The following is a 25,837-nucleotide window of genomic DNA, read 5'->3' as shown; positions in this document are numbered from 1 at the left end:
AACAATGTCTTCCAACCGACCGGGAAACCCACGCACTCCTGTTTATGAGCCGATCATTCCGCATCCGAGCGAATTTTTCGTTTGGCGTAACGATGATTATCCCATGTCGTGGAGTGTCTGGAACGCCCATCCAGAATGTGAAATTCATCTGATCTGTCGTGGCGAGGGAAGCTGCCATATAGGCGATTACATCGGCGGTTTTCGCGAGGGTGATCTGTTTCTTGTTGGCCGTGACCTGCCGCACAACTGGGTGACGCCGTTGGATGGGAGCGACGTGGTGAAGGGTCGCGATACAGTCATTCAGTTTGACGAGGATCGGCTTGCCAAGGCGGAGGCTTTCATTCCTGAGCTGGGCAGGCTCTCAGCGCTTTTACGCGATGCTCGCAGAGGGATCATGTTTCAGGGAGAAACCCGGCGCAAGGGTCGGGAACTCGTGATCGAGATTGGGAAGGCCACCGGCGTTAAGCGGTTTGCAAAGTTTTTGGAACTCCTGCACATGCTCTCGTCAAGTAGTGAGCGCGTGCTCCTGTCGTCGGAGGGTTTTTCTCCGAGTGCCAATGCCGTTGCCAATCGAATAGTCAGCGGGGTCCTTCAGCATATCAATGCGAACGTCAACAACGACATCCGCCTGGCGGACTGCGCCGCACTTGCGGGTATGACCGAAAGCTCGTTTTCCCGCCTCTTCAAGAAGCACACCGGCAATACCTTCATCCGGTATCTGAGCGAGCTTCGGATGGCGAAAGCATGTGAACTTCTCGCACATACCGACCTGCCGGTGACCCAAGTCTGCGACCGGGTCGGATATGACAACTTGTCGAATTTCAATCGAACGTTCCGGCTTTTGCGCGGAATGCCGCCACGAAACTATCGTCAATTGGAAAAGCAGAGAAGGTAACTTATTATCCCTATATTCTCAAAATCGGGGATTATGAGCGCAAAATATGACAAAATATCATCGGTTTTGCGCATGTTGAACGCTAGTTGATTCCCCCCATTTCCTTATCTTTCCACCAGGAAATGAGGGAGGATGTGAGATGGTTTACAATGTAGCGGTCGATAGCAACGCTCTCTACGAGCGCGCACAGACCTCTGAAATCGCCGTTCACCTTAAGAGCGCCACCATCTTTCCAACGAATGTCTTCGGGTGTCCTGATACCGCAGGCTTCGATGTGGTGTTGCGACGGCAATCCCAGCTGATAGTCATTGATCTCCCTAGCTTGGATCCAGACAGTACCCCTTCACAATGCTGGACGGAACTTGCTGAACAGTTCAACTCAATCTCCCTCGGCCTGATCTTTGAGGCGGATACAGGCGGTGATGCCGCGGCGGGCATCATGGCTGATGGAATTGCTGGTGGTGCATTACCCGCTGCAATCGCTGTCATGGGATATGATCCATCATTCGCAATAATGTTCGAATGCGCGGCACGACGCATCGGCGATCCCGCAAATTGGGCGGTCACATCATTGGCATATGGCATCCCGTTCGAATGGCCAGTCATTGCTTTTTTTCTGATGCCGGACGACCCGCAATTACTGGATTGCGTAAAAGCATGCCGTTCATTGGAGAATATTGGCGTCCCGGTGCAGATGCAGATTGTGGCGGCGGGCAGTGAAGCCGGGGGGCGAAGCATAGTTTTTGCCGGTGAGCGCGACCGCTTCTTTCGAGAGCATCTGGTCTCCCATTTCCCGAAAATGTTTTAGCGGCCGACCGCTTCTGATTTTGCAATTCATCATGACACCCAGGGAGGGAAAAATGTCATCACAACGACTAGCCGGGAAATGTGCGATGATTACCGGGGCTGCCCGCGGTATCGGCTTGGCCTTTGCCAAGGCATATGTCGCCCAAGGGGCCAGGGTCGCCATCTGCGATATCGATATGGCACGCGCCGAAGAGGCCGCGAGGGACATCGGCTGCGAAGCAATAGCGATCAAGCTCGACGTCACACAGAAAGATAGCATTGAGGCTGCGGTCAACGGCGTTGTCGACACGCTCGGGCGTATCGATATTCTCATCAATAACGCCGCGCTGTTTACGGCCGCACCGTTGGTGGAGATATCGGAGGCCGATTATCGTCGCGTGTTCGATGTCAATGTCTACGGGCCGCTGTTCACAATGCAGGCTGTCGCAAAGCATATGATCAGTCGTGGCAAAGGCGGCAAGATCATCAACATGGCCTCTCAGGCCGGTCGCCGTGGCGAGCCCCTGGTCGCCGTCTATTGTGCGACCAAGGCAGCTGTGATCAGTCTGACCCAATCTGCCGGTCTCAATCTGATCGAGCACGGTATCAACGTGAATGCGATTGCTCCCGGTGTCGTCGACGGTGAGCACTGGGACGGCGTCGATGCTTTCTTTGCCAAGTACGAAGGCAAGGCGCCCGGACAGAAGAAAAAAGAGGTCGGGGAAGCCGTTCCCTACGGTCGAATGGGCACGGCCGGCGATCTTGTCGGCATGGCGGTCTTTCTCGCTTCGAATGAATCCGACTACGTGGTGTCGCAATGCTACAATGTCGACGGCGGACAGTGGATGAGCTGATGGATCTCTATCTCAAAGACAAAGTCGCGGTCATTACCGGCGGCTCGAAGGGTATTGGCCTTGGGCTGGCGCAAGCCTTTGCACGGGAAGGCTGCCACATCGTTATCACGGCACGCACGGCGGCGGAGGTCGAAAATGCCGCTGAAGCTATCGCCAGCGAGTTTGGCGTAATTGCTCACGCCGTTGCGTCGGACGTCTCGTCGGCCGATGGTTGCCAGGCGATCATCGAGGCTGCGGCTGCGCTGGGCGGCGCCGATATTTTCGTATCCAATGCGGGCACAGGATCCAACGAAACCGTTGCCGAAGCGCCTGACGAGAAGTGGTATTCCTACTGGGATCTCCACGTCATGGCGGCGGTGCGCCTCAGCCGGGGTCTGGCCGACCAGATGGAAGCCAAGGGCGGCGGCGTCATCCTGATGAACGCATCAATCTGCGCAGTGCAGCCGCTCTGGTATGAACCGATCTATAACGTCACGAAGGCGGCTTTGCTGATGTTCGGCAAATGCCTGTCCGTGGAGATGATCAAACGCAATATCCGCGTCAACACCGTTAATCCCGGACTGATCCGCACACCGGACTGGGAAAAAACAGCCCGGGAATTGGCAGGAGATGGCTGGGAGGATTATCTGCAGAAGGTTGCGGATGACAATGCGGATATCCGACGTTTCGGCACGATTGAAGAGCTTGCGGATTTCTGCGTCTTCCTCTGCTCGCCTCGCGCATCTTACAGTGTTGGTTCCGCCTATCACGTTGATGGCGGAATGCTCAAAACTGTTTGAAGACTGCCTGAGCGGGATTTCGCCTTGGTGCGCGCGCCGTTCGCATCTGTGGCAGCCCGAGAGACATTCCAAATGTCTGATGCCGATCTGTATGGCTTTGGAAGCCATACACTCACTTCGAAAACTACATGTTTGACGCAGGTGGTTCTTGCCAGCCGATAGAGCGGCCGAGATCGGTGGTGTGGCATCCGGCAAGGGACAGCGAGGCGACAAATAGCAACGCGAAGCGGATCATAGTCATTCCTTTACTTTTGATGGCGGTATCTTTGCCCGAAGGCGACGAAGAACAATTCATGCCGGCGATGAAAACTGCCACGGTAAAACCATTGAAGATATCGAGTTTGTTTTGAAGAACACGTTCAGCTAATTTGATAGGCATGGATTCGCTGACGATCGATCAATTGCTGGTTTTCACGAGGGCCGTCGACGCTGGCAGTTTCTCCGGCGCTGCTCGGGCGCTGAATCGTGCTCAGTCTGCGATCACCTATTCGATCCAAAAGCTGGAGGACCAGATTGGCACGCCACTGTTTGATCGAAACGAGTATCGTCCAACGTTGACCGCATCCGGCAAGGCGCTTTTACCGAGAGCGCGGCGGATATTGGCGGACGTCAACGAGTTTCGCGGCCAAGCCAAGGCCATGGTTCGTGGGTTGGAAGCTGAAGTGCGCCTTGGACTTTCCGAACTGCTGCCCGTTGCCCAGCTTGCTCCATATTTAAAGACATTCCGTGCGCAGTTTCCTACAGTCGCGCTGCGGATTGTCCGGGAATCCTTTGGACTGTCCGAGATGCTGATCGAAGGCACGCTGGATATTGCGTTGCTTGTTGATCTCGAATTGCCAAATGTCCTTGATAGAACACATCATTCGACCGTCGATCTTGTTGCCGTTGCAGCTCCCGATCATCCATTTGCTCAGACGTCGAGACCGATCACAAGTGACATGCTTCGCGAGGAATTGCAGATCGTATTGACGGATCCGCGCCAACACTCGATGTCCCCAGAATACGGGGTCGCAGCGCTCGATAGCTGGCGGGTCACCGACCTGACGACCAAGCACACTCTTCTGCGTGAGGGGTTGGGATGGGGCAGTATGCCCGAGCCACTGGTATCTGCGGATATTGCAGCGGGACGACTGGTCTTGCTGCAGGTCGAGCGCTGGGATGGGAGCGATCATTTGCCCCGTTTCGACATTGTCGCCGCCCATTATCGACAACGCCCGCCGGGTCCCGCCGGTGCCGAACTGCTTGCAGCGTTAGGTGAGGGCGTTTTTACGCCAGTTTAATCGCCGTCTTACCTGTAGGTCAGACGGCAGATCATGCTCTGGGGAACAAACTGAAGGTTCGATCTCCATCGAGTTTCCCGATGATCATCATCAAAACTATGCCGATTTTTTTGTTTGATCGGCTTTTGTAGTCTTCCGACATCGTTCCCCAACCTGCGGAGACCACAATGTCGACCCTCCAAATGAAAGATCATTCTCTCTCCCCTGCGGGCAAGCCGCTGCGCATCGGCATCTGGCTGGCCCAGATCGTTGCGGCCGGACTGTTCTGCATGTCTGGTGTGATGAAGCTCACCACGCCCATTCCGGAGCTCTCGGCGATGATGCCCTGGACCGGTGAACTGTCACCGGTCTTCGTGCGAGTAATCGGCCTCATCGATCTCGCGGGAGGCTTCGGTCTGATCTTGCCGTCCCTTACGCGCATCCTGCCGCGTCTGACTGTGGTCGCCGCCCTGTGCTGCATTGTGCTTCAGATTTTTGCCGCCGGCTTTCACAGCTATCGCGGAGAGTTCCCGGTTCTCCCGTTGAATGCACTGCTGCTTGGTCTTGTGATCTTCATCTTCTGGGGGCGTTCGAAGAAAGCGCCGATCGCGTCTCGGAGCTGAGCGCTGCCGACCGCCGTCCTCATATCTCAGGAGCGTTCCATGATTTCGACAGAGAGCTTGCAAATGGCCGAGGCAAGACGCGATGATATTGTTGCATGCGCGCCAATCGGAATAGGTGGCGTCACCCTCGTGGTCCGGGATCTGGATCGCATGACCCGCTTCTATCGCGAGGTCGTGGGCCTGGAGCCGATCGTTCAGGAGGGAGCCACGCTCCATCTTGGTGTCGATGGTCGCATCCTCATCTCTCTGCGACACGACCCTAACGCGTTGCCCAATTCACCGCGTAGCGCCGGGCTTTACCATATCGCATTCCTGCTTCCCTCGCGCTACGATCTCGGTGCATGGGTCCGTCATGTGCTCCGGTTGCGAGTCCGCCTGACCGGGGCATCGGATCATCTTGTCAGTGAAGCCATCTACTTGACAGATCCCGAAGACAACGGCGTCGAAATCTACGCCGACCGGCCAAGTTCGACATGGACACGGATCCAGCAAGTCATCCAGATGGGTGCAGGTCCCCTCGATCTAGGCGAATTGTCACGATCGACGACATCCGTCTGGAATGGCATGCCGGCGGGTGCCACGGTTGGCCATGTTCATCTGCAAGTCGGCGATGTCGGTTCTGCTGATGCCTTCTATGGCAAGCTTCTTGGCTTCAAGATCAACGCGGCAGCGCCGACGGTCAGCTTTTACAGTACCGGTGGTTATCATCACCAGCTTGCGGGCAACATCTGGCAGAGCGCCGGAGCCGGCATACGCCGTGAGGGCACGACGGGGCTTGCCGAGGTGGAGCTCCTCCTGCGAGATTCCGAAACATTGGCATCGGTCACCTCGCACCTGACGGATGCCGGCAAACCGCCGCAGGACGAGGAGGGGCACCTGGTCATCTTCGATCCCTGGAATGTCCGGTTCCGCCTGACCTCCGTCGCTGCGGCTCCGGTGACGCGATGAAACTGATCTTCCCTATAGCGATTTCGCCCCTTTTGCCGCTGGCGCGCTGGTCTGGCGAGGTCTGATCCATGTGGACCCTCCTCGAAACGGCCGGCCGCAGACTTCTCTCCCTTTTTCACCCTCCCGAAAGGATAAAACCCATGAACATCCTCCACCTCGATTCCAGCATTTTGGGCGCCTACTCGGCCAGTCGTGACCTGTCGGCTGCCATCGTAGAGCGTCTCGTCGTCCTGAACCCCGATGCCGAGGTCACCTATCATGATCTCGACGCGCAATCGCCGTTGCATCTCTCGAGCGCCCATATGGCCGTGTTTCAGGGCGCGCCTGTTGAGGACGCCTATCTTGGAGCCGACCTGGGCAAAGGCGGGGCCTATATCGAGGAGTTGTTTGCTGCCGACATCATCGTGATTGGTGCGCCAATGTACAATTTTACGATCTCGACCCAACTCAAATCCTGGGTCGACCGCGTTGTTGTTGCCGGAAAGACGTTCCAGTACGGCGCCAACGGTCCCGAAAGCCTGCTTCCCTCCGGCAAGATGGTCTTCCTCGCGTCCACCCGTGGCGGAGTCTATGGCGAAGGTAGCCCAGCGGCTCCGCTGGAGCATCACGAATCCTACCTGCTTGGTGTGCTCGGCTTCATCGGACTGACCGATGTCACGGTTGTGCGGGCCGAAGGCCTCGCGATGGGTGATGATGCCAAAGTAGCAGAGATCACCAAGGCGAAGGGTCAGATCGCAGCCTTTGCGTGACGTCGCCATCGGCCGGAGGTCGTCGCGATGCGACCTCCGGCCAGTTTTATTATTCCGTCGATCTCATCCTCTGTGGCTCTACCGCCGCCTCGTTACCTCTCCCGCACTGACCGTCTTAATCAGCGCGATGATATGTTTTCGGACTTTCGGGTCCTCAATTTTTACGAAAGCACGGTTCAACTGCTGTCCCTCTACCGAAGATACGAACTGAACGAATTCGGGAAGGTCGAATGCGGTGGTTTGGGTTGCCTTTGAGGTAATTTGCTCACTAGGCATGTCCTCGAAAAAATACCGCACAGGGACACCAAGGGCGGAGGCAATATTCTGTAGCCGGCTTGCGCTCACCCTGTTGGCACCTCGTTCATACTTCTGGATTTGCTGGAAGGTAACTCCGAGCTGTTGGCCCAGAGTTTCCATGCTGATGCCAAGCGCTCTGCGGCGCGAACGGATTTTGCTTCCGACATGAACGTCAACAGGGTTTGGTATGGTTTTGCTTTTCATCACGCGGTCCCGACAACGAAGTTAGGGATGTCAAATTTATTTCCGAGCTAGGTCCCAGTGACAGGCGAAGCGTTCATCATTGGCCCTTCTCCATTGCAGAGGTCCGGAACGGCAGCACGAACCGCACTGCCGTCCAGCCATTTACGGTCCAGTGCTTACGGAGGGCGCAGCGCTCTCGCTGGAAATTGCCTGTGCAGTTTTGCCTCTCTGCGTGAGGCCGAGCACGAATACGAAGAACACCGGCACGAAGAAGATCGCGAGGACCGTGGCCGAGATCATGCCACCCATGACGCCGGTCCCGATTGCCGTCTGGCTTCCTGAGCCGGCGCCGCTTGCGATCACCAATGGAACGACGCCAAGCGTAAAGGCGAGCGAGGTCATGAGGATCGGGCGGAAGCGGAGATGAGCTGCCTCCACCGCCGCGTCGAAGAGCGACTTGCCTTCGGCCCTCAGATCTTTCGCGAACTCGATGATCAGGATGGCATTCTTGGCGGACAATCCGATGATCGTGATCAAGCCGACCTTGAAGTAGACGTCATTTGGCATGTCACGCAGCATGACCGCGGCAAGAGAGCCGATGATTCCGAGCGGAATGACGAGCATCACCGAAAGCGGGATGGCCCAGCTTTCGTAGAGTGCGGCGAGGCACAGAAACACGAGCAGGCAGGAAAGACCGAGCAACATCGGAACCTGTGATCCGGACTGGATTTCCTGGAGAGACTGACCGCTCCATTCATATCCAAAGCCTGCCGGCAGCAATCCGGCGATGCGCTCCACTTCTGCAATTGCATCACCGGAGGAATAGCCTTGCGCAGCCTGCCCGCTGAGACGGATTGCCGGGAAACCATTGTAGCCTACCAGCTGAGTGGCGCCCTTTGACCAGCTATAGGTGGCAAATGCCGAAATCGGGACCATGCCACCATCGGTGTTGCGCACATTCATGGTCATGATGTCGAAGATATCGCCGCGCTTGTCGGGCTCGGCCTGGACTGTCACCCTTTGCATGCGTCCCGAGTTGGGGAAGTCATTGGCATAAGAGGAACCGATATTGGTGCTGATCGTCTGGTTTATTTCGGCAAAGGTGACACCAAAGGCGTTGGCCTTCTCCCGATCTATGGTCAGCACCATCTGAGGAGCATCCGCCAGACCTTCTTCGCGCACGCCTGAAAGAACAGGGCTCTTGCGTGCTTCAGAGAGAAATTGATCGCGAGCCGCAGTGAGCGCGGCGGTCCCTCTTTGACCACGGTCCTGGAGACGAAAGGCGAAGCCGTTGGTGGTCCCGAGGCCTGAAATGGCCGGTGGCGAGGTTGCAAACGCCATCGCGTCCTTGATGGATTGGAACGCGCCGTTGAACTTCTGCGCAAGGGCAGGGGCGGCCTGTTCGGCGGTGCGTTCGCTCCAGTCCTTGAGTGTCATGAAGACAAGGGCCGCATTTTCGCCGGCGCCTGCAAAGCTGAAGCCATTGATGGCAACGACACGGGTGACAGCCTCGTCATCCATGACGATCTTCTCCATCGTCGCGACAGATTCGGCCGTGCGTGCTGCTGTAGCGTCCGCTGGCGCCTGGACCTGTGCGAGCAACGTGCCCTGGTCCTCTACCGGCAGGAAGTCGGCCGGAAGCCGCAGGAACATATATGCCGTAGCGCCCACCACGACGAGATAGACGAGCATCACTCGCCCACTCTTGCGTAGCAGGCTTCCAACCCAGTTGCTGTAGCCGCGGGACGATGCATCGAATTTGCGGTTGAACCAGCCGAAGAAGCCTTTCTTCGCGTGTCCATGACCTTTCTCGACGGGTTTGAGAAACGTGGCGCATAGGGCGGGTGTGAGTGACAGTGCCAGAAACGCAGAGAACAGGATCGACGCGACCATGGTCAGTGCGAATTGCTTGTAGATGACGCCGACCGCACCGGGGAAAAACGCCATGGGGATGAAGACCGATGTCAGCACCAGCGTGATGCCAATAACCGCACCCGTGATTTGCGTCATGGCTTTCTTTGTCGCGTCCTTGGGAGAAAGACCTTCCTCCATCATGATGCGCTCGACGTTTTCCACCACGACGATCGCGTCATCGACGAGAATGCCGATCGCCAGGACCATGCCGAACATGGTCAGCACATTGATGGAAAAGCCGAGAACCAGCATGACGGCGCAGGCGCCAAGAAGTGCGATTGGGACGACGATCGTCGGGATGATGGTGTAGCGGACGTTCTGCAGGAAAAGAAACATCACCGCGAATACGAGAACGACGGCCTCAAGCAGCGTATACAAGACCTTCTCGATGGAAATCGAGACAAATGGCGTCGTGTCGTAAGGAATGGAGTATTCGATGTCCTGGGGGAATGACGGCGCTAGCTCATCCATCCGCTCGCGGATGGCGGTCGCCGCTGAAAGCGCGTTGCCGCCCGGGGCGAGTTCGATCGACGCGCCGGAGGCCGGCTTGCCATTGATTCTGACCGAGGTGTTATAGCTCTCGGCGCCCACCTCGATGCGGGCAACGTCGCGCAAGCGGACCGTAGAACCGTCCGGCTGCGCGCGAAGGACGATCATTCCAAATTCGTCAGGGGAGGTGAGCTGGCCCTTGATAAGCAGCGAACCCGTGGTCCGACGTTCGGCGCCAACCGGAGCGGCGCCGATACGGCCGGCGGCAACTTGCGCATTCTGTGCTCTGATCGCCGCTGTTACATCGTTCGGTGACAGGTTGAACCCGAGCAACTTGTCGGGATCGACCCAGACACGCATCGCGCGCTCGCTGCCGAATTGCTGGACATTGCCGACACCGGGAATACGACGCAGCTCGCTGGCGATGTTGCGGCTCATATAGTCGCCGAGCGCGATGCCGTCGGTCGACCCGGACTTCGAGGTCAGGGCAACAAGCAGGAGTGTACCGGAGCTGGCTGCATCGACGCTGATGCCCTGCTGCACGATGGACGCAGGAAGCCTCGCCTCGACGCGGCGAACGCGGTTCTGGACTTCGACGGCTGCCGTGTCGACGTTGATTCCGGCCTCGAACGTGACATTGATGGTGATTGTCCCGGAGGCATCCGAAGTCGACTCGTAATAGAGCAAGCCCGGTATGCCGTTGAGCTCGTCCTCGATAAGACGGGTGACGCCTTCATAGGTGTCTTCCGGAGAGGCGCCGGGATAGGTGGCGGCGATCCTGATCTGCGGTGGCGCAACGTTCGGATATTGCGAGATCGGCAGCATTGTGACGGAGATAGCACCGGCCAGCATGATGGCGATGGCGAGAACCCAGGCAAAGACCGGGCGGTCGATGAAAAAAGCAGCCATAGGAGATCAGCCCCCGTTTGCAGTTTGAGGGGCAAGGGCAGGATTGCTCCAGGGTTCAGGCTGCACCTGCGCACCCGGCGCTATCCGCTGGAAACCTTCGACAATGACACGATCGCCAGCGCTGATACCTTGAAGTACGACCCATCTGCCATCGAGAATCCAGCCGAGCGAGACCGGGCGGATCTCGACCTTGTTATCCGCTCCAACGATGTAGGCCTGGGCAATCCCGGCGGTATCGCGCTGGATTGCTTGCTCGGGTACCGCAAGAGCACCGTCAAGGGCGGCCTGCTCGATCCGGCCGCGCACATACATGCCGGGAAGCAGGTTCGTCTCCGGATTGGGAAACTCGCCCCGAAGGATCACCTGGCCGGTTGCCGCGTTCGCGGTCGCTTCCGAAAACAGAAGTTTCCCGTCGTGCGGATAGGGTCGTCCTTCGGCAGACACCAGCTTGAGGAGCGCGCTGCCGGAGGCATCGGCCTCCAGTTTACCCTCGGCGACGGCATTTTTCAGCCTGATCAAATTGTCTGCAGGTTGAGTAAAATCGGCGTATACAGGATCGATCTGCTGGATCGTGGCCATGACGCCCGATGTCGGACTGACCAGCGAACCTTCGGTCACCAGCGCCCGGCCAATGCTGCCGCTGATTGGCGCGCGAATCTCCGTATATTGCAGTTCGAGCTGGCCTGTTCTCAGATCAGCGCGGGCACGTTCGACATCAGCGTTGCTCTGCGCCAGTTCGGCGACGGCAGTATCTCTGTTCTCGAGACTTGCGACACCATTCTGGGAGAGCTGTATCTGGCGATCGGCCTTCTGTTGCGCCAGTTTTTGCCCGGCGATAGCGGAGTCAAGTGCGGCCTGCGCCGATGCAACCTTCGCCTTGAACGGTTCCGGATCGATAATGTAGAGGACATCTCCCTCACGGACCGACGTGCCCTGCTGGAACACCCGCTTCAGCACCATTCCCGTTACGCGGGGACGAACGTCGGCGGTGACCATGGGTGCCACCCGCCCCGGAAGCTCCGTTACCACAGGTAGTTTTTCTGCCTTGATGTCGACGACGGAAACCTTGGCCGGCGGTGCGGCTGCCTGTTTTTTCGGCTCATCCGAGCAGCTTGCTAGCACCACACACGCGCTGGCAATAAGAAGGGATGTAACGGGTCTCAAACGACGGGACATCAAGCGTTCCTTAATGGTTTCAAGCTCGGTGTCAGGAAATGACGTTCCGAGTATTTTGTTAGGCAAACTCAGGGAAAAAGGGGTGTGGCTCTAGCCCGGCGAGCGCTGCTTCATCGTTCCATGCGAGGGGCTGTAGGGCATGAATTCGAGATTATTCGTTGCCATTCGCCTGGCATCGAATTGCCTGTTTGGCAGTTGCATCATGCCGATCCAGGCAAGAGGATATCTGAACAAGGAAGGCAGCCCTGTCGAACCTGAGTTGCTGATCCCCTTCGGAACCGCGGCGGACATATTCCTGCAGATTGATGATTGGCAGCGTGGTCAATTGACCGATCGCCGCAACCCATTCTCCCGCGGTGACGACTGCATGATGGTCGCGGATCGCGAGTTCAGCTACCAGCTCACGCGGGTCTCCTGTGGTGACCACCGCGAATCCGGCTGCGGCTTAGAATTTCATTGACCAGGACAAGGCCTCGCTGGTTCTGGAGGCAGACAACAATATGTCGTCGTGCCGATTGCACAGTGTGAAGAATCATCGTGCCTCCTGCGTGAGTGGAGCGGTCATTCCAAGGTGGTTGAGGGTGTAAGAACTCGCGCCTCGGCCTAACGTCTTACGGCGATGAAGCAGCTTCCTTGAAGGAAGGTCATCGCCTCGAATGCAGATGGTTTGAGCGTTGTGCTCTTCTGTCGCCAGTCATCCAGGAGACACTGAATGTCGATGATCGGCAGCTCCGACAATTTTCGGATTTCGGGTATCCAAGACGACACGGTGACGATCGCGCTGTAGTGACGATGCCGGATCTTGTTCTCGAATTCGGCGAAGCTTGTTGCGCTCTCCGAGGAAAGACCTTCCGCGACCACTGCACGTTCCAGCAATTTGACGGTGTGCGTGTCCGGCAGATAAATGCAAATCCGTCTCAGCGCCGAGAAGGCAATCAGGTTGAACATCGATAACCTCCTTGGTTGCAACCACAATAGATCCAACCCCTGTGGAGTATTATTCGATTTTGTTGTGTTTTGTTGCGAATCCGTTGGCAACGGCCCTAAGAGCGGTGCATCGGAGCGATGTCGGTTGGCTGCAACAAAAACGCATAAAACCAAACACACCGCTGCACCGGGTAGCTTTAGACTTTCTCATCGACGTTATGAGGAAAGTCTCGTGTCCGCTGAACCGACACCCGCAAAGAAAATTCTTGTCTTCCTTTCTCGACCGGCCGCCGATGTGATCGTTACCAAACTCGCCGAACGGGGCTATGCCTCCGATGCAGTATCGACGGTGCCGGAGGCCTTCGACGCTCTTCGTTCGGACGGCTACTCCGTTGCCATCACCACGCGGCCGGAGATCGACATTCTACGCACGATCCGTCCCATACCCGTGGTCAATCTTGAGATTTTCTTTCATTCGGTACCTTCGGGTGAACGTCAGCCGTTGACGTCAAAACGTTTTGACGGAAGGGCATTTATGGAAAGGATCGATTTTCTCGTTCAAACCACCTCCACGAAAGGTGAGCACTTACGCGTTGAGGCAATAAACCCGCCGGACACAACGAGCCATGCGCTCTTGCGATGGTGGACCAAAGCCAAAAGACTATTGGGCCTGCCTCGCCATAGCGAAGGATTGGGAGATGCACGGTCCTGAAGGCTTGCAGGAGCCGCCCGTACCAGTCGCGCCTATTCTCCCAGCGCCGAGCGCTCCTCAGTTGTCGGATACAAAGTCGGAGGCTGTGTGCACCGGGCTGCCAAGGCAACGCTATAGTCTTCGGCCCGGCAATCTCTTTCAAATAGCAGTCCCTAAACAGGAACGGCTCTTCTTCGGAGGATGTCTTTTGTTTTTCTGGCTGATTAACGCCGCATCGCTGAGCGGCTATGTCATTCTGGCAATGTTTCTGCTTGTCGCACTAGGACGATTTGTGCGGCATGTCGCAACCGCATTCATAGCAAATCTGCCCAAGCGATCGCAGCTCAGGCATTATCTTGTGCTGGGCACGTCGCTCGCGTTCTTTTCACTGCTTGTCGTTCGTGCCTGTTACATTGCAACAGTGATTGTTGACGCCGAGTTCCGCTCTGACCCGTTCGTAGACAATAGTAGCCTCATCGAACATTGAAAGAAGATGCCGTTGGCCGCGCGGTCTTTCACCGTCTAACGTGGGATAAACTGCAGCTCGAAGGGCTCTGCAACATTTTGCAACATTTTCGAATAAAGTTTTGCGTGAGATCAGATAAGGCTACAATCCCCTGAGCTTGAATGGCAGCTCCCAAGCTCGCCGCTTACCCAGTTATAGTCCAGTGAGATGGTAGATCGACATGGCAACGCTCCACCCGCAGCCGAGGAACACCGCGACAAACGACCTGGCCGTACCTGCGCAAGCCCGTATTCTAATCGTTGAGGACGATGGCGATATTGCGGGCATGCTGGTCGACCTCGTTAACGCCTATGGTTTCCACGCATCGGCGGTGGCAAACGGCACAGAAATGGACAGAATGCTCGCTCGCCGTGAGTTCGACCTGATCCTGTTGGACGGGATGTTGCCGGGAGAGGATGGCTTCAGTATTTGCAGGCGGCTGCGTTCGTCGGGCAAAACGCCCATCCTCATGTTGACGGCATTGCGAGAGGATATTGACCGCATCCTTGGCCTGGAACTTGGGGCGGATGACTATGTGACAAAGCCCTTCAACTCCCGTGAGCTGATGGCGCGTATCAAGAATATCCTTCGCAGAAGCGCCGGTCGCAGCGAACCGGAGCCGGAACTTTTTCCTGTGACATTCTCGGGATGGAAGATCGACCCACGAAGCCGTCAGCTGTTTGACGCCGACGGTGCCCAGGTCTCCATGACGACAGCGGAATTCGATCTTCTATGGGCCTTTTGCTGTCACCCAAACAAAGTCCTGACGCGTGAGCAGCTTCTGGCGATGACGCACGCAGGATCGGCTGGACCTGTCGAGCGCAGCATTGATGCACATATCAGCCGTGTAAGGCAGAAAATCGAACCAAACCTGAAGGAACCGACCTTTATCAAGACCGTTCGTCTCGGTGGATATCTGTTCGCATCCAAAGTCGAGCCCATACCGTGAAGGGGCTCAGAACGGCCTCTATTCGCCAGCAACTCTTCTTCCTTGCACTCCTGCTGGTCGTGCTGGTGTCAACAGTCGCAGCCGTGTCGGAGCCATTTATTTATGGCAGACATGACAAGGGGATCGAGATCGGACTGTTTTCCGGCCGGGTGGAAATGGTGCTTGAGCAGTTCAGCCGCAGTCGCACCGTCGAGCAGGAGGATGAGGCACTCCGGTTTTCCGAGCGCCTTGGCGTGTCGGCGCGGCGAGCCCCTTTGTCCGAGGCGTCAATGTTCTACCAGCCGGAAACACCCACGAACGAAGTTGTTCTGCGGGTGAAAGAGCTGATCAATGATGGAATCTTGACCTCGATCAGAAACGCGATGAGCCTACAGAGCAAGCGCGTTCACTTGGTCGTCAAGGTCGATGACAATCGTGCATTGTCTTTTGAGATGCCGCAGTTTCCGAGCAGCGTCTGGTTAGCGCCGGCAGTCGCAAGCGGCTTTCTGAAGATTGTCATTCCGCTCATATTGCTCGCCTATGTCGGTAGTTGGCTGATCACCGATCCGTTGGTCCGATTTGCGGCGGCGGCACAAAGGGTGAGCATGGACGATCACTCCGGGCAGCCGTTCAAAGCGGAGGGGGCCTCTGAGATCCGGAGCCTGGCCACATCGCTTAATATCATGCAAAGCCGGATACAGACGATGCTACGTGATCGGACAAGGGTCCTTCGCGCCATCAGTCACGATCTGAGGACCCCTCTGACGCGATTACGAATGCGTATCGATCGTTCCAACGAACCGGAACTGAAGGAACTAATGCTGGCCGATGTTACCGCACTGTCGTCGCTGATCGACGCGAGCCTCGTGTTCCTCGACAACAAGTTTGAACCCTTCCGCAATGTGGATCTCTCCAGCCTCCTCCAAACGATAACGAACGATTTTGCTGACACCGGGATCAATGTTCATTTTTCCGGTCCACGCAGGCTCACGTATATCTGCATGCCTCAAGGTTTGACCCGTGCGATTTCCAATCTCGTCGACAATGCCTCCAGATACGCCCGGCAAATCGAAATCGAGCTGCTGCGCGACGACAACGGCGGTGTAACGATCAGGGTATCCGACGATGGGCCTGGCCTGCCAAATGATCTTAAGTTGAAAGTCATCGAGCCCTTTTTCAAAGGCGATGAGGCACGACAATCCGGAGGCAAGGGTGGAGGTTTTGGGCTCGGGCTAACCATTGCCCAGGGTATCGTGACAACAGGACACAAAGGGCAGTTCAGGTTGCTTGACCGCGAACCGAGTGGGCTCGTTGTGGAGATGCGGCTGCCGCCTGTAAACTCCACGGAACTTGCCGCAAACCAAGGCGGCGCTCCCAGTTTTTAGCTACAGCCGTGAACATTTCCCAACATTATCTATCGAACTGTATGCGCGCCGTCATTATTTTATACGATTTTTAATTGATTTATGTGATCCTGTGTGATTGTATCCATTTTGGTTGACCCTGAGTGTCCGACGGGCGGGACCCGGGCCAGCTTCAACTCAAAAAATGGGGAACAAGAGAATGAACAGACGCACACTTCTTGCAGCGGTCATTGCGACCGTAACTTTGGCTCATTCAGCTTTGGCGCGGGACAAGACCATCGTTGTCGGCACAAGTATTGATTCAAAACCGTTCGACTTTGTTCAGAACGAAAAATTCGTCGGTTTTGACCAGGATCTATTAGCTGAAATCGCAAAGGATGCCGGCTTCAAATACGAAGTAAACCCTATGGACTTTGGCGCCCTTATTCCGGCCCTGCAGACAGCCAATATCGACCTCGCGATTTCCAGCATCTTCATGACCGATGCTCGCAAGAAGGTCGTGGACTTCTCCGACGCCTACTTCACCAGTTCGCTCGGCGTTCTCGTGGCGACTGACAATACCACCATCAAGTCCGGCGAAGACCTTGCGGGTAAGAAAGTCGCCTCCGTGACAGGAGCTGCTTCAACGGCCTGGCTCAAGGAGAACGCTCCGACTGCCAACGTAACGCTGTTCCCGCAGGTCACCAACATGTTCATGGAGTTGCAGGCAGGCCGCGCCGATGCGGTCGTCTACGATTATCCGTTCCTGGCCTACTACGCGCAGACCGAAGGCGACAACAAGGTGAAAGTTCTCGAAAAACCGGTCGGCGACGGCATTCCGGTAGGCATCGCATTCCCGAAGGGAAGCGAGCTCGTCGCCAAGGTCAACGCAGCGCTGAAGACCATCAAATCTGATGGCCGCTACGATGCCATCCACACAAAGTGGTTTGGCAAGTCTGCGAAGTGAGAACTCACTAACATCGATGTAAGCTACACTGAAGGGGAGCTGTCATGACCTTCGAATGGTCGGCAATCTACGACGCTCTTCCCGCATTGCTACGCGGCGCGGCTGTAACCGTTATGGTTGCCGCCGCGTCGCTTCTGGCGGGAATGATCCTGGGAACGGTGATCGGTGTCACAAGGACCTATGCGCCAAAATACATCTCTTTCATCATGCAGGTGTATGTCGGCTTAATCCGCGGCACGCCGATGGTGGTGCAGATCATGTTCATCTATTTCGCGCTACCTTCATTGCTCGATATCAAGCTGACGGCGCTGACCGCCGGTATGATCGCGCTGACGGTCAACTCGTCCGCGTATCTCTCGGAAATCGTGCGTGGGGGCTTCCTGGCCGTCCCCCATGGCCTTCGCGAGGCCGGCCTGGCAATGGGACTGCCTTTGCGCAAGGTGTTGCTATACATCATTGGTCCGGTGGCGTTTCGCCGGATGGTACCAGCCCTCGGCAACCAGTTCATCATCGGTCTGAAGGATACGTCGCTATTGATCGTAATCGGCGTCGCCGAACTGACCCGAACGGGACAGGAGATCATGACTGAGAACTACCGCGCCGTAGAAATCTGGACGGCGGTTGGTGGGATCTATCTTGTGATTATCAGCATCATGGCGATCGCATTTCGTCTGATCGAAAAGCGAGCGCAACTGTCATGAGTATCGTCCAATTCAAAAAGGTCGTGAAAAGCTTCGGCAACCTCGAAGTGCTGAAGGGCGTTGATCTCTCAATCGATCCGGGCGAGATTGTTTTCCTTATTGGTCCTTCCGGGTCTGGAAAATCGACACTTCTCCGGTGCATCAACGCCCTTGAAACGATCCAGGGAGGCGACCTAATCGTCGATGGGATCAGTGCCAAAGGAACCGCGGCAGAGATACGCCAAATCCGACTGGAAGCTGGAATGGTTTTCCAGCAGTTCAACCTGTTTCCGCATATGACGGCACTTGAGAACGTTATGTTCGGACCGAGAAAGGTTCGCGGTGCGAGTAGAGCTGAGTCCGAATCCATCGCCCGTGATTTGCTGGAGAAGGTGGGCCTCAAGGAAAGAGCTGACTATTATCCCAGCCAACTTTCCGGCGGGCAACAGCAGCGTGTGGCCATCGCGCGGTCGCTTGCCATTAAACCGAAGCTAATGCTTTTCGACGAACCCACGTCTGCTTTGGACCCGGAACTTCGACACGAAGTACTTCAAGTCATGAGGCAACTTGCGATCGAGGGAATGACGATGGTCGTCGTCACTCATGAAATCGGATTTGCAAGGGACGTCGGCAGCCGATTGCTGTTCATTGACAAAGGTCACATCCTTCATGACGGTGACCCCAAGGAATTGCTGTCAAACCCGCCAAGCGATCGCCTCTCGACCTTCCTTCAGCACATCCGATAGGATGACATATCTTACAGAAGCTGGACTTCCTTTTCCGTGGTGGCCCTTTTCAAACTGGGCCGCCATCCGGTCAAATAAAATGCTCGCCGCCACCAGTGCGCGCCTCTTCTGTGGACGCACAGGAGATGCCGCTGTCGATATTGCGCTCGGTCGGGCGCCATTGCATCGAACGGGCTCCGGACATCGACCAGACCATTTTCAATCCGGCGCTCTCGACCGCCCTTTGTGCAATCTCAATCCGTTAAGTCTCGGAGGAACGACTTTGCGCACGGTACCTTGGTTTTCAGGGCTTGAAGTGCATCGGCCGACCTAACTGCTCCGAGCACTGTGTGCCCGGTATTCCGGCGTGCTCAACGAGCGCCGGCCAAAGCCCCGAGTTGCCTCTGATAGGAACGTCTTCCATTCGAAGGTCGTCTCCGATCCGCTTTGTGACTGGCGAGCGTTGTGGCTATTTGGACGCTGATCCCCGAAGATCGATCGAACGCGTTTTGGCTGCTCCGACGGCTTCCGTGAGCAGAGCTGTCAACCCGCTCTGTTCGCGCATAAGGATATTCAGGGCCGCCTCGGTGGTGCCTTTGGGGCTAGTCACCTGGCGACGTAGCTCGGACGGAGAGTTGGTACTCTCGATCATCAGCTTTGCCGCACCGAATACGGTCTGCTTGGCGAGCAAGGACGAAGTCTCGTCATCGAGTCCGGCCGCCCGAGCCGCAGCTGTCAGCGCCTCGACGAAGTGGAAAATATAGGCCGGACCGGAGCCCGAAACGGCGGTTACGGCATCCATCAATGTCTCGTCGTGGATGAAGATTGTCTTGCCGACGCACGACATCAATTCGTGGGCCAGCTCGCGTTGGGCTGCTGTTACGGCTTCCGCGCTACAGCAGACGATCATCCCCTCGCCGATAGCGGCGGGCGTATTCGGCATGGATCGGATGACGCCGATGTCGATAGTTCCGATAGCGGCTGTGATCGCCTGGATTGTCACGCCGGCGGCGACCGAGATCACCACCGCGCCATTGCTGGCAACGGCAGGGACTTTCGAGACGACCGTTGGAACGGCATCCGGCTTCGTGGCCACGATTATGGCATCGGCCGATGCGGGACCCGTCCAGTCGGCAAGGCTCGCAAGGACGCATACGCCTTGCGCAGCGGCGCGTTCGCGAAGGCGCTCGTCTGGCTCCACGACAGTAAACTCGTGGCGGGTTCCAGCTTTCCATCCGCCAAGCATGGCAAAGCCCATGTTCCCGGCTCCGACAAGTACGATGTGTGCCATGGGCTTTTCCAATTCCGGTTAGAGGGATCTCTCGAGTTCGGGCAGGATTTCGAAGAGGTCACCGACGAGACCATAGTCCGCAATTTGGAAGATCGGTGCTTCCTCGTCTTTGTTGATTGCGACGATAATCTTCGAGTCCTTCATCCCGGCTAGATGTTGGATCGCGCCGGAAATACCCACGGCGATGTACAGCTGCGGTGCGACCACCTTGCCGGTCTGGCCGACCTGCCAGTCGTTCGGCGCATATCCCGCATCGACCGCTGCCCGGCTCGCGCCAACGGCAGCGCCAAGCTTATCCGCTACGGGAAGAATGACTTCCTGGAATTTCTCGGCCGAGCCAAGAGCGCGGCCGCCCGAAATGATGATCTTCGCCGAAGTCAACTCGGGGCGATCTGATCTGGAAAGTTCGTCCGATACGTGACTGGAAAGATCGGAAGGAAAAGCAGCCGCCGACAACTCCTCAATGCTAGCCGGCGCGCCCTGTGGGGCGAGGGAGAACGAGGTCGCGCGGACCGTGATGACCTTCTTCTCGTCGGTGGATTGAACGGTCTGAATGGCGTTTCCGGCGTAGATCGGACGCTTGAAGGTATCTGCGGATATGACGTCCGTGATCTCCGAAATCTGCATGACGTCAAGCAAGGCGGCGACACGTGGGATGACGTTTTTTGCCGAGGCGGTCGCGGCGGCAATGATTGTGTCGTAGCCATCCGCCAGCGAGACGACAAGGGCGGCGAGCGGTTCCGCGAGGCCGTGCGCAAGGGATACGTCGTCCGCCAGAATGACCTTCGTGACACCGGTCAGCCTTGCGGCGCTCCCGGCGGCTGCTTTAGCACCTTTGCCTGCCACCAGGATATGGACGTCGCTGCCGATCTGGAGAGCGGCCTTCAGGGCCTTTGCCGTCTGGTCCGAAACGGTGGAGCCGTCGTGTTCTGCGAGAAGAAGGATAGTCATGTGTTAATACTCCTCAATTCGGCGGTTACAGAAGGCCGGCTTCGTTCTTCAGCTTGTCGACTAGCTCGGCAACACTGCTCAGCTTGATGCCGGCCTTGCGTCCGCTCGGCTCCTCGGTCTTGAGAACCTTGAGGCGTGCCGAGGTTTCGATGCCGAAGTCCGCCAGGGCCTTCTTGTCGAGCGGCTTCTTCTTTGCCTTCATGATGTTGGGCAGCGATGCGTAGCGTGGCTCATTGAGACGCAGGTCGGAGGTAACGATCGCAGGGAGCTTGACGTTGATGGTCTGGATGCCGCCGTCCACTTCGCGGCTGACGTCCACGGAACCTTCCTTCAGTTCGACCTTTGACGCAAATGTCGCCTGTGGCCAGCCCAGGAGTGCCGATACCATCTGTCCAGTCTGGTTAGAATCGTCGTCAATTGCCTGTTTTCCGACGATGACCAGGCCAGGCTGCTCCTGCTCGGCAATGGCCTTGACGACCTTGGCGACAGAGAGCGGCTCCAGATTATCTTCGGTCTCAACCAGGATGGCGCGGTCCGCGCCCATGGCAAGCGCGGTGCGAAGTGTTTCTTCCGCTTTTGCGGGGCCAATGGAAACGACGACAACCTCGTCGGCCTTTCCTGCCTCCTTGAGGCGAAGCGCTTCCTCGACGGAGATTTCGTCGAAGGGATTCATGGACATCTTCACGTTGCTAAGATCGACGCCCGAGCCATCAGGCTTGACGCGGATCTTCACATTGTAGTCGACGACCCGTTTGACGGTGACCAGAATTTTCATGTCGCGTGTCTCCGATGAGACGCCGGGGGCGCTCAGTTGGCAGATTGGTAATAGGTAGCGTTGGATGCGGGCAGTGGAGCCTTGTTAAGGATGCTGTCCGAAATCTTCTCAGCCATCATCATGATCGAGGCGCTGAGATTGGCGGTGACGATTTTCGGCATGATCGAGCCATCGACGACGCGCAGGCGTCGCACGGCGTTCACCCTGCCTTCACCGTCAACGACTGCATCGGCATCCATACCCATCCGGCACGTTCCAGCCGGGTGAAACGATGTGCCGACATTGGCGCGGATAAATGCTTCCAGTTCGCTATCCGTCTGGACGTCCGGACCAGGAGCAAGCTCGATGCCGCGGAACCTGTCGAAAGCTGGCTGCCTGATCATCTCACGCGCCATCCGGATACCGTCGATGATGTCCTTGATGTCCTGCCGTGTGCTCAGATGGTTGAAGACGATCGAAGGAGCGTCCTTGGAGTTTGCTGAGCGGAGCTTCACCTGGCCGCAGCTTTGGGGTCTTGAGAGATCCATCCAGAACTGGAAGCCCGGTATGGCGACCAGCTTGCCGTTCTTGAGCTGACGGGTCAGGGGCAGGAACTCAAACTGCATGTTCGGATAGGCGACATCGGGCCGTGTACGCAGGAAGGCGCCGGTCTCAAAGAAGTTCGAGGTGCCAAGACCCTTCTTGCGAAGCAGCCAGTCTGCTCCGAGTTTTACCTGCCCGAAGAGGTTAAGCTCGGAGACGAGGGAATCTTCGTAACCGGTCGTGTACTGCAAGTTGACGCCGGGATGATTTTCGAGGTTCCGTCCAACCTGCCTGGCTTCGGCTTTAAGCTCGATCCCGAGCGAGCGCAGATCGTCCGGATCGCCGACACCGGACAGCATCAGCAGTTGCGGGCTGTTAAACGCGCCGGCGCAGAGGATGACCTCGCGATTGCACGTAATCTGTCGCGTTCCGTTCTTATCCTCGACTTCGATGCCGATTGCCGCGCCATTCTCGATGACTACACGTCGGACGGATGCATTGGAGAGGAGCGTCAGGTTGCCACGCTTCAGGGCGGGGCGCAGGTAGCCGTCGGCTGGCGTCCACCGTGACCCCTGGTGGATGTAGGCCTGTGCAACGTGAAGGCCTTCTTGACGGCAGCCGTTGTGATCCGGCGTTACAGAGTAACCAGCCTGTTCGCCGCTTCGAAGGAAAACCTCGTGGAGCCTGTGGTCCGCCTTGCAGCGGCTGATCTTCATCGGGCCATCGCCACCTCGGAAATCGTCCGCGCCATCCTGGAAAGTCTCCATACGACGAAAATACGGAAGCACATGGGCGAAGCTCCAGTCCGTCAGGCCATCATGGGCCCAGCTGTCGAAGTCCAGCGGATTGCCGCGGTTGAACAACATGGCGTTGATGGAAGATGAGCCTCCGATCACCCGGCCCCGCTTCTCATCGATGGTTCGGCCGCCAAGATGCGGCTCCGGGCCGGATTGATAGCTCCAACCGAGTTTCTTGCTCTGATAGGCGAAGGGTAGGGCGGCCGGCATTGAGATGACGAGGCTACGGTCTGAGCCTCCGGCCTCGAGGAGCAATACCTTACTCCTGGGGTCTTCGGCAAGGCGTGCAGCCACGATACAGCCCGCCGAACCGGCGCCCACGACGATGTAATCATACTGCATGCGCTCACCCCGGGATCGGCCTATTCGTCAGAAAACATATTGGATACGATTTATATTTATTGTATAAATTATTGTCAAATCGAAACTGGCGACCTGAGGCGAATTCCGCAGGCGCTTGAAAAGAAAGGAAAAGCAATGCCTTGGATCACTATCGATCTTTCGGAAGGGCGCACTGTTGAGCAGAAGCAGCAAACCGCAAAGGCCGTTACCGATGCCCTCGTCGAGCACTGCGGCTGCACAGCTGAAACCGTGAGCATCGTCTTCAATGACGTCAGCGCCGACAACTGGGCTTTCGGCGGAACCTTGATCTCCCAGCGCGGCAAAAATGGCTGAACGGGGGTTGAGCGCCTAAAGGCGCTCAACCTCGTTGGCGTCGGCTGGCCCGGAAGGATTTCTGAGTTTGCTCGATATGAGTTTCGAGAAGCTTGACGGCTGCCTCGATCCGTCCTTCACGGCAGAGCTCCAGCAGTGTCTCATGTTCGCGCTGCGGCCGCTCCTTGCCCGCCGCCAGTGAGACCTGCATTCGCACGAAGCGGTTCACGTGTCCGTTGTTGGCCTCGATCATCTGCAAGAGCTTCGGCCGGTGGCACGGCGCGTACAACGTCGAGTGAAAACTCCAGTTGACCATACCCCAGTTCCCGGGGTCCGGGTCGGAATTGTAAGCGTCGAGGATGCTTGCCGCATGGTCCAGGTCTTCCTCCGCCGTATTCGGTATAGCCAGGCGAAGGGCATGGCACTCTAAAGCTATGCGGATGTCCAGCATTTCGAGGACATCGTCGAGCGAGAGGCTAGTCACCACCGCACCACGATTTGGCTCAATCCTGACGAGGCCTTCAGCCTCTAGCTGCCGGAGTGCCTCGCGCACCGGGATGCGGCTTGTGCCGTACTGCTCGGCAAGCTGATCCTGTCGAAGCTGTGTGCCCTCAGTCAGTTCTCCGCTGAAGATAGCCGTTCGGAGGCCGTCCCGTACCAGTTCAGGTGCGGGACGGCGAGTGTAATCGCTCTTTCCCAGGTCGCTGTCTGTCACAGCACGCGCTTTTCTGCGACGAACTTGGTGCGGAGGTAGGCGTCTAGCCCCTCCATGCCGCTTTCTGAACCGTAACCGGATTCGTTCACGCCGCCGAATGGCGTCTCGGCTTCGTGGACGGAGGTGTGGTTGATGCCGACGCAACCTGTTTCAAGCTCTTCGCTCATCATGGCCGAGATTGCGGCGCTTCTGGTGAACACATACGACGCAAGGCCCCACGGCAGACCGTTTGCCCGCTCGATGACTTCGTCCATCGTTTTGAAGGACGCGAACTGGGCGAGGGGGCCGAACGGCTCTTCTGTCATAACCTTTGCGTTGTCAGGGATGTCGCGCAGAACGGTTGGCAGATAGAAATTGCCCGTGCCGGCAATGCGTTCGCCGCCGAGCAGAACCTGTGCTCCCAGAGCTTTGGCGTCAGACACGAATTCATCCATCATGTCCAGCCGGCGGTTCGTGATCAACGGTCCCATCTGCGTCGCATCGTCAAGCCCGTTGCCAACAACGATCTTCTTGGTGCGTTCGACGAAACCGTCAACAAATCGATCGTAGATGCTTTCCTGAACGTAAAAGCGGGTCGGTGAAGTGCAGACCTGTCCAGCATTCCTGAACTTGGACGGCACCAAAGCGTCGAGTGCCTTCTCTATATCGGCGTCTGCGAAAACCACGACGGGCGCGTGACCGCCAAGCTCCATCGTGCAGCGCTTGAGGGTGTCGGATGCGAGCCGCTGCAGAAGCTTACCTACCGGAGTCGAGCCGGTGAGCGACACCTTCTTGGGAATCCTTGACGCAATCAGGTGTTCCGAGATCGGCGCAGGAGGGCCGAATACGAGGTTAAGCGCACCGTCCGGCACCCCGGCATCTTGGAAACAACGCGCGATGGTCACTGCGGTCCCCGGGGTCTCGTCGCTCGGCTTGACGATGATGCTGCAGCCTGCGGCAAGGGCGGCGGCGATCTTGAGCGTCACGTTGCCACCGGGGAAATTCCACGCCGCGAAGCCGAGGGCTGGACCGACAGGCTCGCGAAGGACGGTCTGGCGTATGTCGAGGCTACGCGAGGGGATAATGCGGCCGTAGGCGCGTTTTCCTTCTTCGGCGTACCACCGCGTCGCGTCGGCGCAAAATTGGATTTCGCCGGCGGCCTCGCGAAGCGACTTGCCGTTCTCCAGAGTCAATACGCGGGCGATTTCCGCCTTGCGTTCTTCGATCAGGTCGGCGGCACGGCTGAGAACCTGCCAGCGATGGGCGGCTGTCGTCCGCTTCCACGTCCGGAACGCACGTCCGGCCGCGTCGAGCGCCCGGTCGAGATCCGAAGTTGTTGCCCGGGGAAGCGCGGCAAGCTCCTCTCCGGTCGCGGGATTAAAGAGGGCTTCGCTATCGCGCGCGTCAGCGCCGATCCACTCTCCGTCGATCAGCATTGCCAGTTTTTCACCGTACATAATCATCTTCCTAACATCCGCCATTCAACGATCCCACCGCGGGAAAGTGAAACTTCGGTATTGTATAAA

The 25,837-nt window shown here is 57.2% G+C and carries 28 protein-coding genes; 17 read left to right on the top strand and 11 right to left on the bottom strand.

Going from position 1 to position 25,837, the window contains the following annotated elements:
• Positions 1-4 precede the first annotated feature (4 nt).
• The 4 genes from ACQZ48_RS20350 to ACQZ48_RS20335 all read left to right on the top strand — a co-directional run bounded on the left by ACQZ48_RS20350 (position 5) and on the right by ACQZ48_RS20335 (position 3,314).
• The gene (locus ACQZ48_RS20350; RefSeq protein ID WP_448729319.1) at positions 5-895 is read left to right on the top strand and encodes an AraC family transcriptional regulator; all 891 of its coding nucleotides are present in this window, start codon (positions 5-7) and stop codon (positions 893-895) included.
• Between the two features lie 139 nt (positions 896-1,034).
• Positions 1,035-1,703, top strand: coding sequence for a hypothetical protein (locus ACQZ48_RS20345; RefSeq protein ID WP_448729318.1), 669 nt, complete (start codon positions 1,035-1,037; stop codon positions 1,701-1,703).
• 52 nt (positions 1,704-1,755) lie between these two features.
• Positions 1,756-2,535 (top strand): L-iditol 2-dehydrogenase, encoded by a 780-nt coding sequence (locus ACQZ48_RS20340; RefSeq protein ID WP_448729371.1) that lies wholly within the window; start codon positions 1,756-1,758, stop codon positions 2,533-2,535.
• Positions 2,535-3,314 (top strand): SDR family NAD(P)-dependent oxidoreductase, encoded by a 780-nt coding sequence (locus ACQZ48_RS20335; protein WP_448729317.1) that lies wholly within the window; start codon positions 2,535-2,537, stop codon positions 3,312-3,314. The genes ACQZ48_RS20340 and ACQZ48_RS20335 overlap by 1 nt, the downstream gene beginning before the upstream one ends.
• A gap of 124 nt (positions 3,315-3,438) precedes the next feature.
• Here the strand turns inward: ACQZ48_RS20335 and ACQZ48_RS20330 are convergent, their stop codons facing one another.
• Positions 3,439-3,693: a hypothetical protein gene (locus tag ACQZ48_RS20330; RefSeq protein ID WP_448729316.1), complete on the bottom strand. Its 255-nt coding sequence runs from the start codon at positions 3,691-3,693 to the stop codon at positions 3,439-3,441.
• Between ACQZ48_RS20330 and ACQZ48_RS20325 the strand changes: the two genes are divergently transcribed.
• The 4 genes from ACQZ48_RS20325 to ACQZ48_RS20310 all read left to right on the top strand — a co-directional run bounded on the left by ACQZ48_RS20325 (position 3,692) and on the right by ACQZ48_RS20310 (position 6,893).
• Entirely contained in the window at positions 3,692-4,594 is a 903-nt protein-coding gene (locus ACQZ48_RS20325) for a LysR family transcriptional regulator (protein WP_448729315.1), read from the top strand. The genes ACQZ48_RS20330 and ACQZ48_RS20325 overlap by 2 nt on opposite strands.
• Positions 4,595-4,761: 167 nt before the next feature.
• Positions 4,762-5,196, top strand: a complete 435-nt coding sequence (locus ACQZ48_RS20320) for a DoxX family protein (protein WP_448729314.1) — start codon at positions 4,762-4,764, stop codon at positions 5,194-5,196.
• A gap of 39 nt (positions 5,197-5,235) precedes the next feature.
• Positions 5,236-6,144 (top strand): VOC family protein, encoded by a 909-nt coding sequence (locus ACQZ48_RS20315; RefSeq protein WP_448729313.1) that lies wholly within the window; start codon positions 5,236-5,238, stop codon positions 6,142-6,144.
• A gap of 140 nt (positions 6,145-6,284) precedes the next feature.
• Positions 6,285-6,893, top strand: a complete 609-nt coding sequence (locus tag ACQZ48_RS20310; RefSeq protein ID WP_448729312.1) for an FMN-dependent NADH-azoreductase — start codon at positions 6,285-6,287, stop codon at positions 6,891-6,893.
• 78 nt (positions 6,894-6,971) lie between these two features.
• Here ACQZ48_RS20310 and ACQZ48_RS20305 read toward each other — a convergent pair whose 3' ends face one another.
• From ACQZ48_RS20305 to ACQZ48_RS20295, 3 genes are all read right to left on the bottom strand, one after another.
• Positions 6,972-7,397 carry a helix-turn-helix domain-containing protein gene (locus ACQZ48_RS20305; protein ID WP_448729311.1) on the bottom strand — a complete coding sequence of 142 codons (426 nt, stop codon included), beginning with the start codon at positions 7,395-7,397 and terminating at the stop codon, positions 6,972-6,974.
• Between the two features lie 138 nt (positions 7,398-7,535).
• Positions 7,536-10,685 carry a multidrug efflux RND transporter permease subunit gene (locus ACQZ48_RS20300; protein WP_448729310.1) on the bottom strand — a complete coding sequence of 1,050 codons (3,150 nt, stop codon included), beginning with the start codon at positions 10,683-10,685 and terminating at the stop codon, positions 7,536-7,538.
• Positions 10,686-10,691: 6 nt separating this feature from the next.
• Complete coding sequence (locus tag ACQZ48_RS20295; protein WP_448729309.1) at positions 10,692-11,861, bottom strand: efflux RND transporter periplasmic adaptor subunit; 1,170 nt, start codon at positions 11,859-11,861, stop codon at positions 10,692-10,694.
• Positions 11,862-12,000: 139 nt separating this feature from the next.
• Between ACQZ48_RS20295 and ACQZ48_RS20290 the strand changes: the two genes are divergently transcribed.
• On the top strand, positions 12,001-12,321 hold the full coding sequence (locus ACQZ48_RS20290) for a hypothetical protein (protein ID WP_448729308.1): 321 nt from the start codon (positions 12,001-12,003) through the stop codon (positions 12,319-12,321).
• A gap of 143 nt (positions 12,322-12,464) precedes the next feature.
• On the opposite strand, the gene ACQZ48_RS20285 is transcribed toward ACQZ48_RS20290, so the two are convergent.
• A complete protein-coding gene (locus tag ACQZ48_RS20285) occupies positions 12,465-12,809 on the bottom strand; it encodes a hypothetical protein (protein WP_448729307.1) in 345 nt (114 codons plus the stop codon).
• 211 nt (positions 12,810-13,020) lie between these two features.
• Here ACQZ48_RS20285 and ACQZ48_RS20280 point away from each other — a divergent pair, with 211 nt between their 5' ends.
• The 7 genes from ACQZ48_RS20280 (at position 13,021) to glnQ (ending at position 18,648) form a co-directional block, all read left to right on the top strand.
• Positions 13,021-13,500: a hypothetical protein gene (locus tag ACQZ48_RS20280; protein WP_448729306.1), complete on the top strand. Its 480-nt coding sequence runs from the start codon at positions 13,021-13,023 to the stop codon at positions 13,498-13,500.
• 187 nt (positions 13,501-13,687) lie between these two features.
• Positions 13,688-13,966: a hypothetical protein gene (locus ACQZ48_RS20275; RefSeq protein ID WP_448729305.1), complete on the top strand. Its 279-nt coding sequence runs from the start codon at positions 13,688-13,690 to the stop codon at positions 13,964-13,966.
• A 199-nt stretch (positions 13,967-14,165) separates the two neighbouring features.
• Positions 14,166-14,933, top strand: coding sequence for a response regulator (locus ACQZ48_RS20270; protein ID WP_448729304.1), 768 nt, complete (start codon positions 14,166-14,168; stop codon positions 14,931-14,933).
• Positions 14,930-16,297, top strand: a complete 1,368-nt coding sequence (locus ACQZ48_RS20265; RefSeq protein WP_448729303.1) for an ATP-binding protein — start codon at positions 14,930-14,932, stop codon at positions 16,295-16,297. The genes ACQZ48_RS20270 and ACQZ48_RS20265 overlap by 4 nt, the downstream gene beginning before the upstream one ends.
• A gap of 178 nt (positions 16,298-16,475) precedes the next feature.
• Positions 16,476-17,222 (top strand): transporter substrate-binding domain-containing protein, encoded by a 747-nt coding sequence (locus ACQZ48_RS20260; protein WP_448729302.1) that lies wholly within the window; start codon positions 16,476-16,478, stop codon positions 17,220-17,222.
• 44 nt (positions 17,223-17,266) lie between these two features.
• A complete protein-coding gene (locus tag ACQZ48_RS20255) occupies positions 17,267-17,923 on the top strand; it encodes an ABC transporter permease subunit (protein WP_448729301.1) in 657 nt (218 codons plus the stop codon).
• Positions 17,920-18,648 (top strand): glutamine ABC transporter ATP-binding protein GlnQ, encoded by a 729-nt coding sequence (glnQ, locus tag ACQZ48_RS20250; RefSeq protein WP_448729300.1) that lies wholly within the window; start codon positions 17,920-17,922, stop codon positions 18,646-18,648. Before ACQZ48_RS20255 ends, glnQ begins: the two co-directional genes overlap by 4 nt.
• 448 nt (positions 18,649-19,096) lie before the next feature.
• Here glnQ and proC read toward each other — a convergent pair whose 3' ends face one another.
• Genes proC through ACQZ48_RS20230 form a run of 4 tightly spaced genes read right to left on the bottom strand, consistent with a single transcriptional unit; the run spans position 19,097 to position 23,305 of the window.
• On the bottom strand, positions 19,097-19,918 hold the full coding sequence (gene proC, locus ACQZ48_RS20245; protein WP_448729299.1) for a pyrroline-5-carboxylate reductase: 822 nt from the start codon (positions 19,916-19,918) through the stop codon (positions 19,097-19,099).
• Positions 19,919-19,936: 18 nt separating this feature from the next.
• Positions 19,937-20,869, bottom strand: coding sequence for an electron transfer flavoprotein subunit alpha/FixB family protein (locus ACQZ48_RS20240; protein WP_448729298.1), 933 nt, complete (start codon positions 20,867-20,869; stop codon positions 19,937-19,939).
• A 25-nt stretch (positions 20,870-20,894) separates the two neighbouring features.
• The gene (locus ACQZ48_RS20235) at positions 20,895-21,644 is read right to left on the bottom strand and encodes an electron transfer flavoprotein subunit beta/FixA family protein (RefSeq protein ID WP_448729297.1); all 750 of its coding nucleotides are present in this window, start codon (positions 21,642-21,644) and stop codon (positions 20,895-20,897) included.
• 32 nt (positions 21,645-21,676) lie between these two features.
• Positions 21,677-23,305 carry a choline dehydrogenase gene (locus ACQZ48_RS20230; RefSeq protein ID WP_448729296.1) on the bottom strand — a complete coding sequence of 543 codons (1,629 nt, stop codon included), beginning with the start codon at positions 23,303-23,305 and terminating at the stop codon, positions 21,677-21,679.
• 39 nt (positions 23,306-23,344) lie between these two features.
• On the opposite strand from ACQZ48_RS20230, the gene ACQZ48_RS20225 reads away from it, so the two are divergent.
• On the top strand, positions 23,345-23,638 hold the full coding sequence (locus tag ACQZ48_RS20225; RefSeq protein WP_448729295.1) for a 2-hydroxymuconate tautomerase: 294 nt from the start codon (positions 23,345-23,347) through the stop codon (positions 23,636-23,638).
• 25 nt (positions 23,639-23,663) lie between these two features.
• Here ACQZ48_RS20225 and ACQZ48_RS20220 read toward each other — a convergent pair whose 3' ends face one another.
• Both ACQZ48_RS20220 and ACQZ48_RS20215 read right to left on the bottom strand, forming a co-directional pair.
• Positions 23,664-24,332: a GntR family transcriptional regulator gene (locus ACQZ48_RS20220; protein ID WP_448729294.1), complete on the bottom strand. Its 669-nt coding sequence runs from the start codon at positions 24,330-24,332 to the stop codon at positions 23,664-23,666.
• On the bottom strand, positions 24,329-25,768 hold the full coding sequence (locus ACQZ48_RS20215; protein WP_448729293.1) for an NAD-dependent succinate-semialdehyde dehydrogenase: 1,440 nt from the start codon (positions 25,766-25,768) through the stop codon (positions 24,329-24,331). The genes ACQZ48_RS20220 and ACQZ48_RS20215 overlap by 4 nt, the downstream gene beginning before the upstream one ends.
• Between the last annotated feature and the right edge of the window lie 69 nt (positions 25,769-25,837).

This window comes from Agrobacterium sp. 22-209-1 (assembly GCF_053522485.1).
The sequence above is the reverse complement of the archived record's forward strand: the minus strand, read 5'-3'. Positions and strand labels throughout refer to the sequence as shown.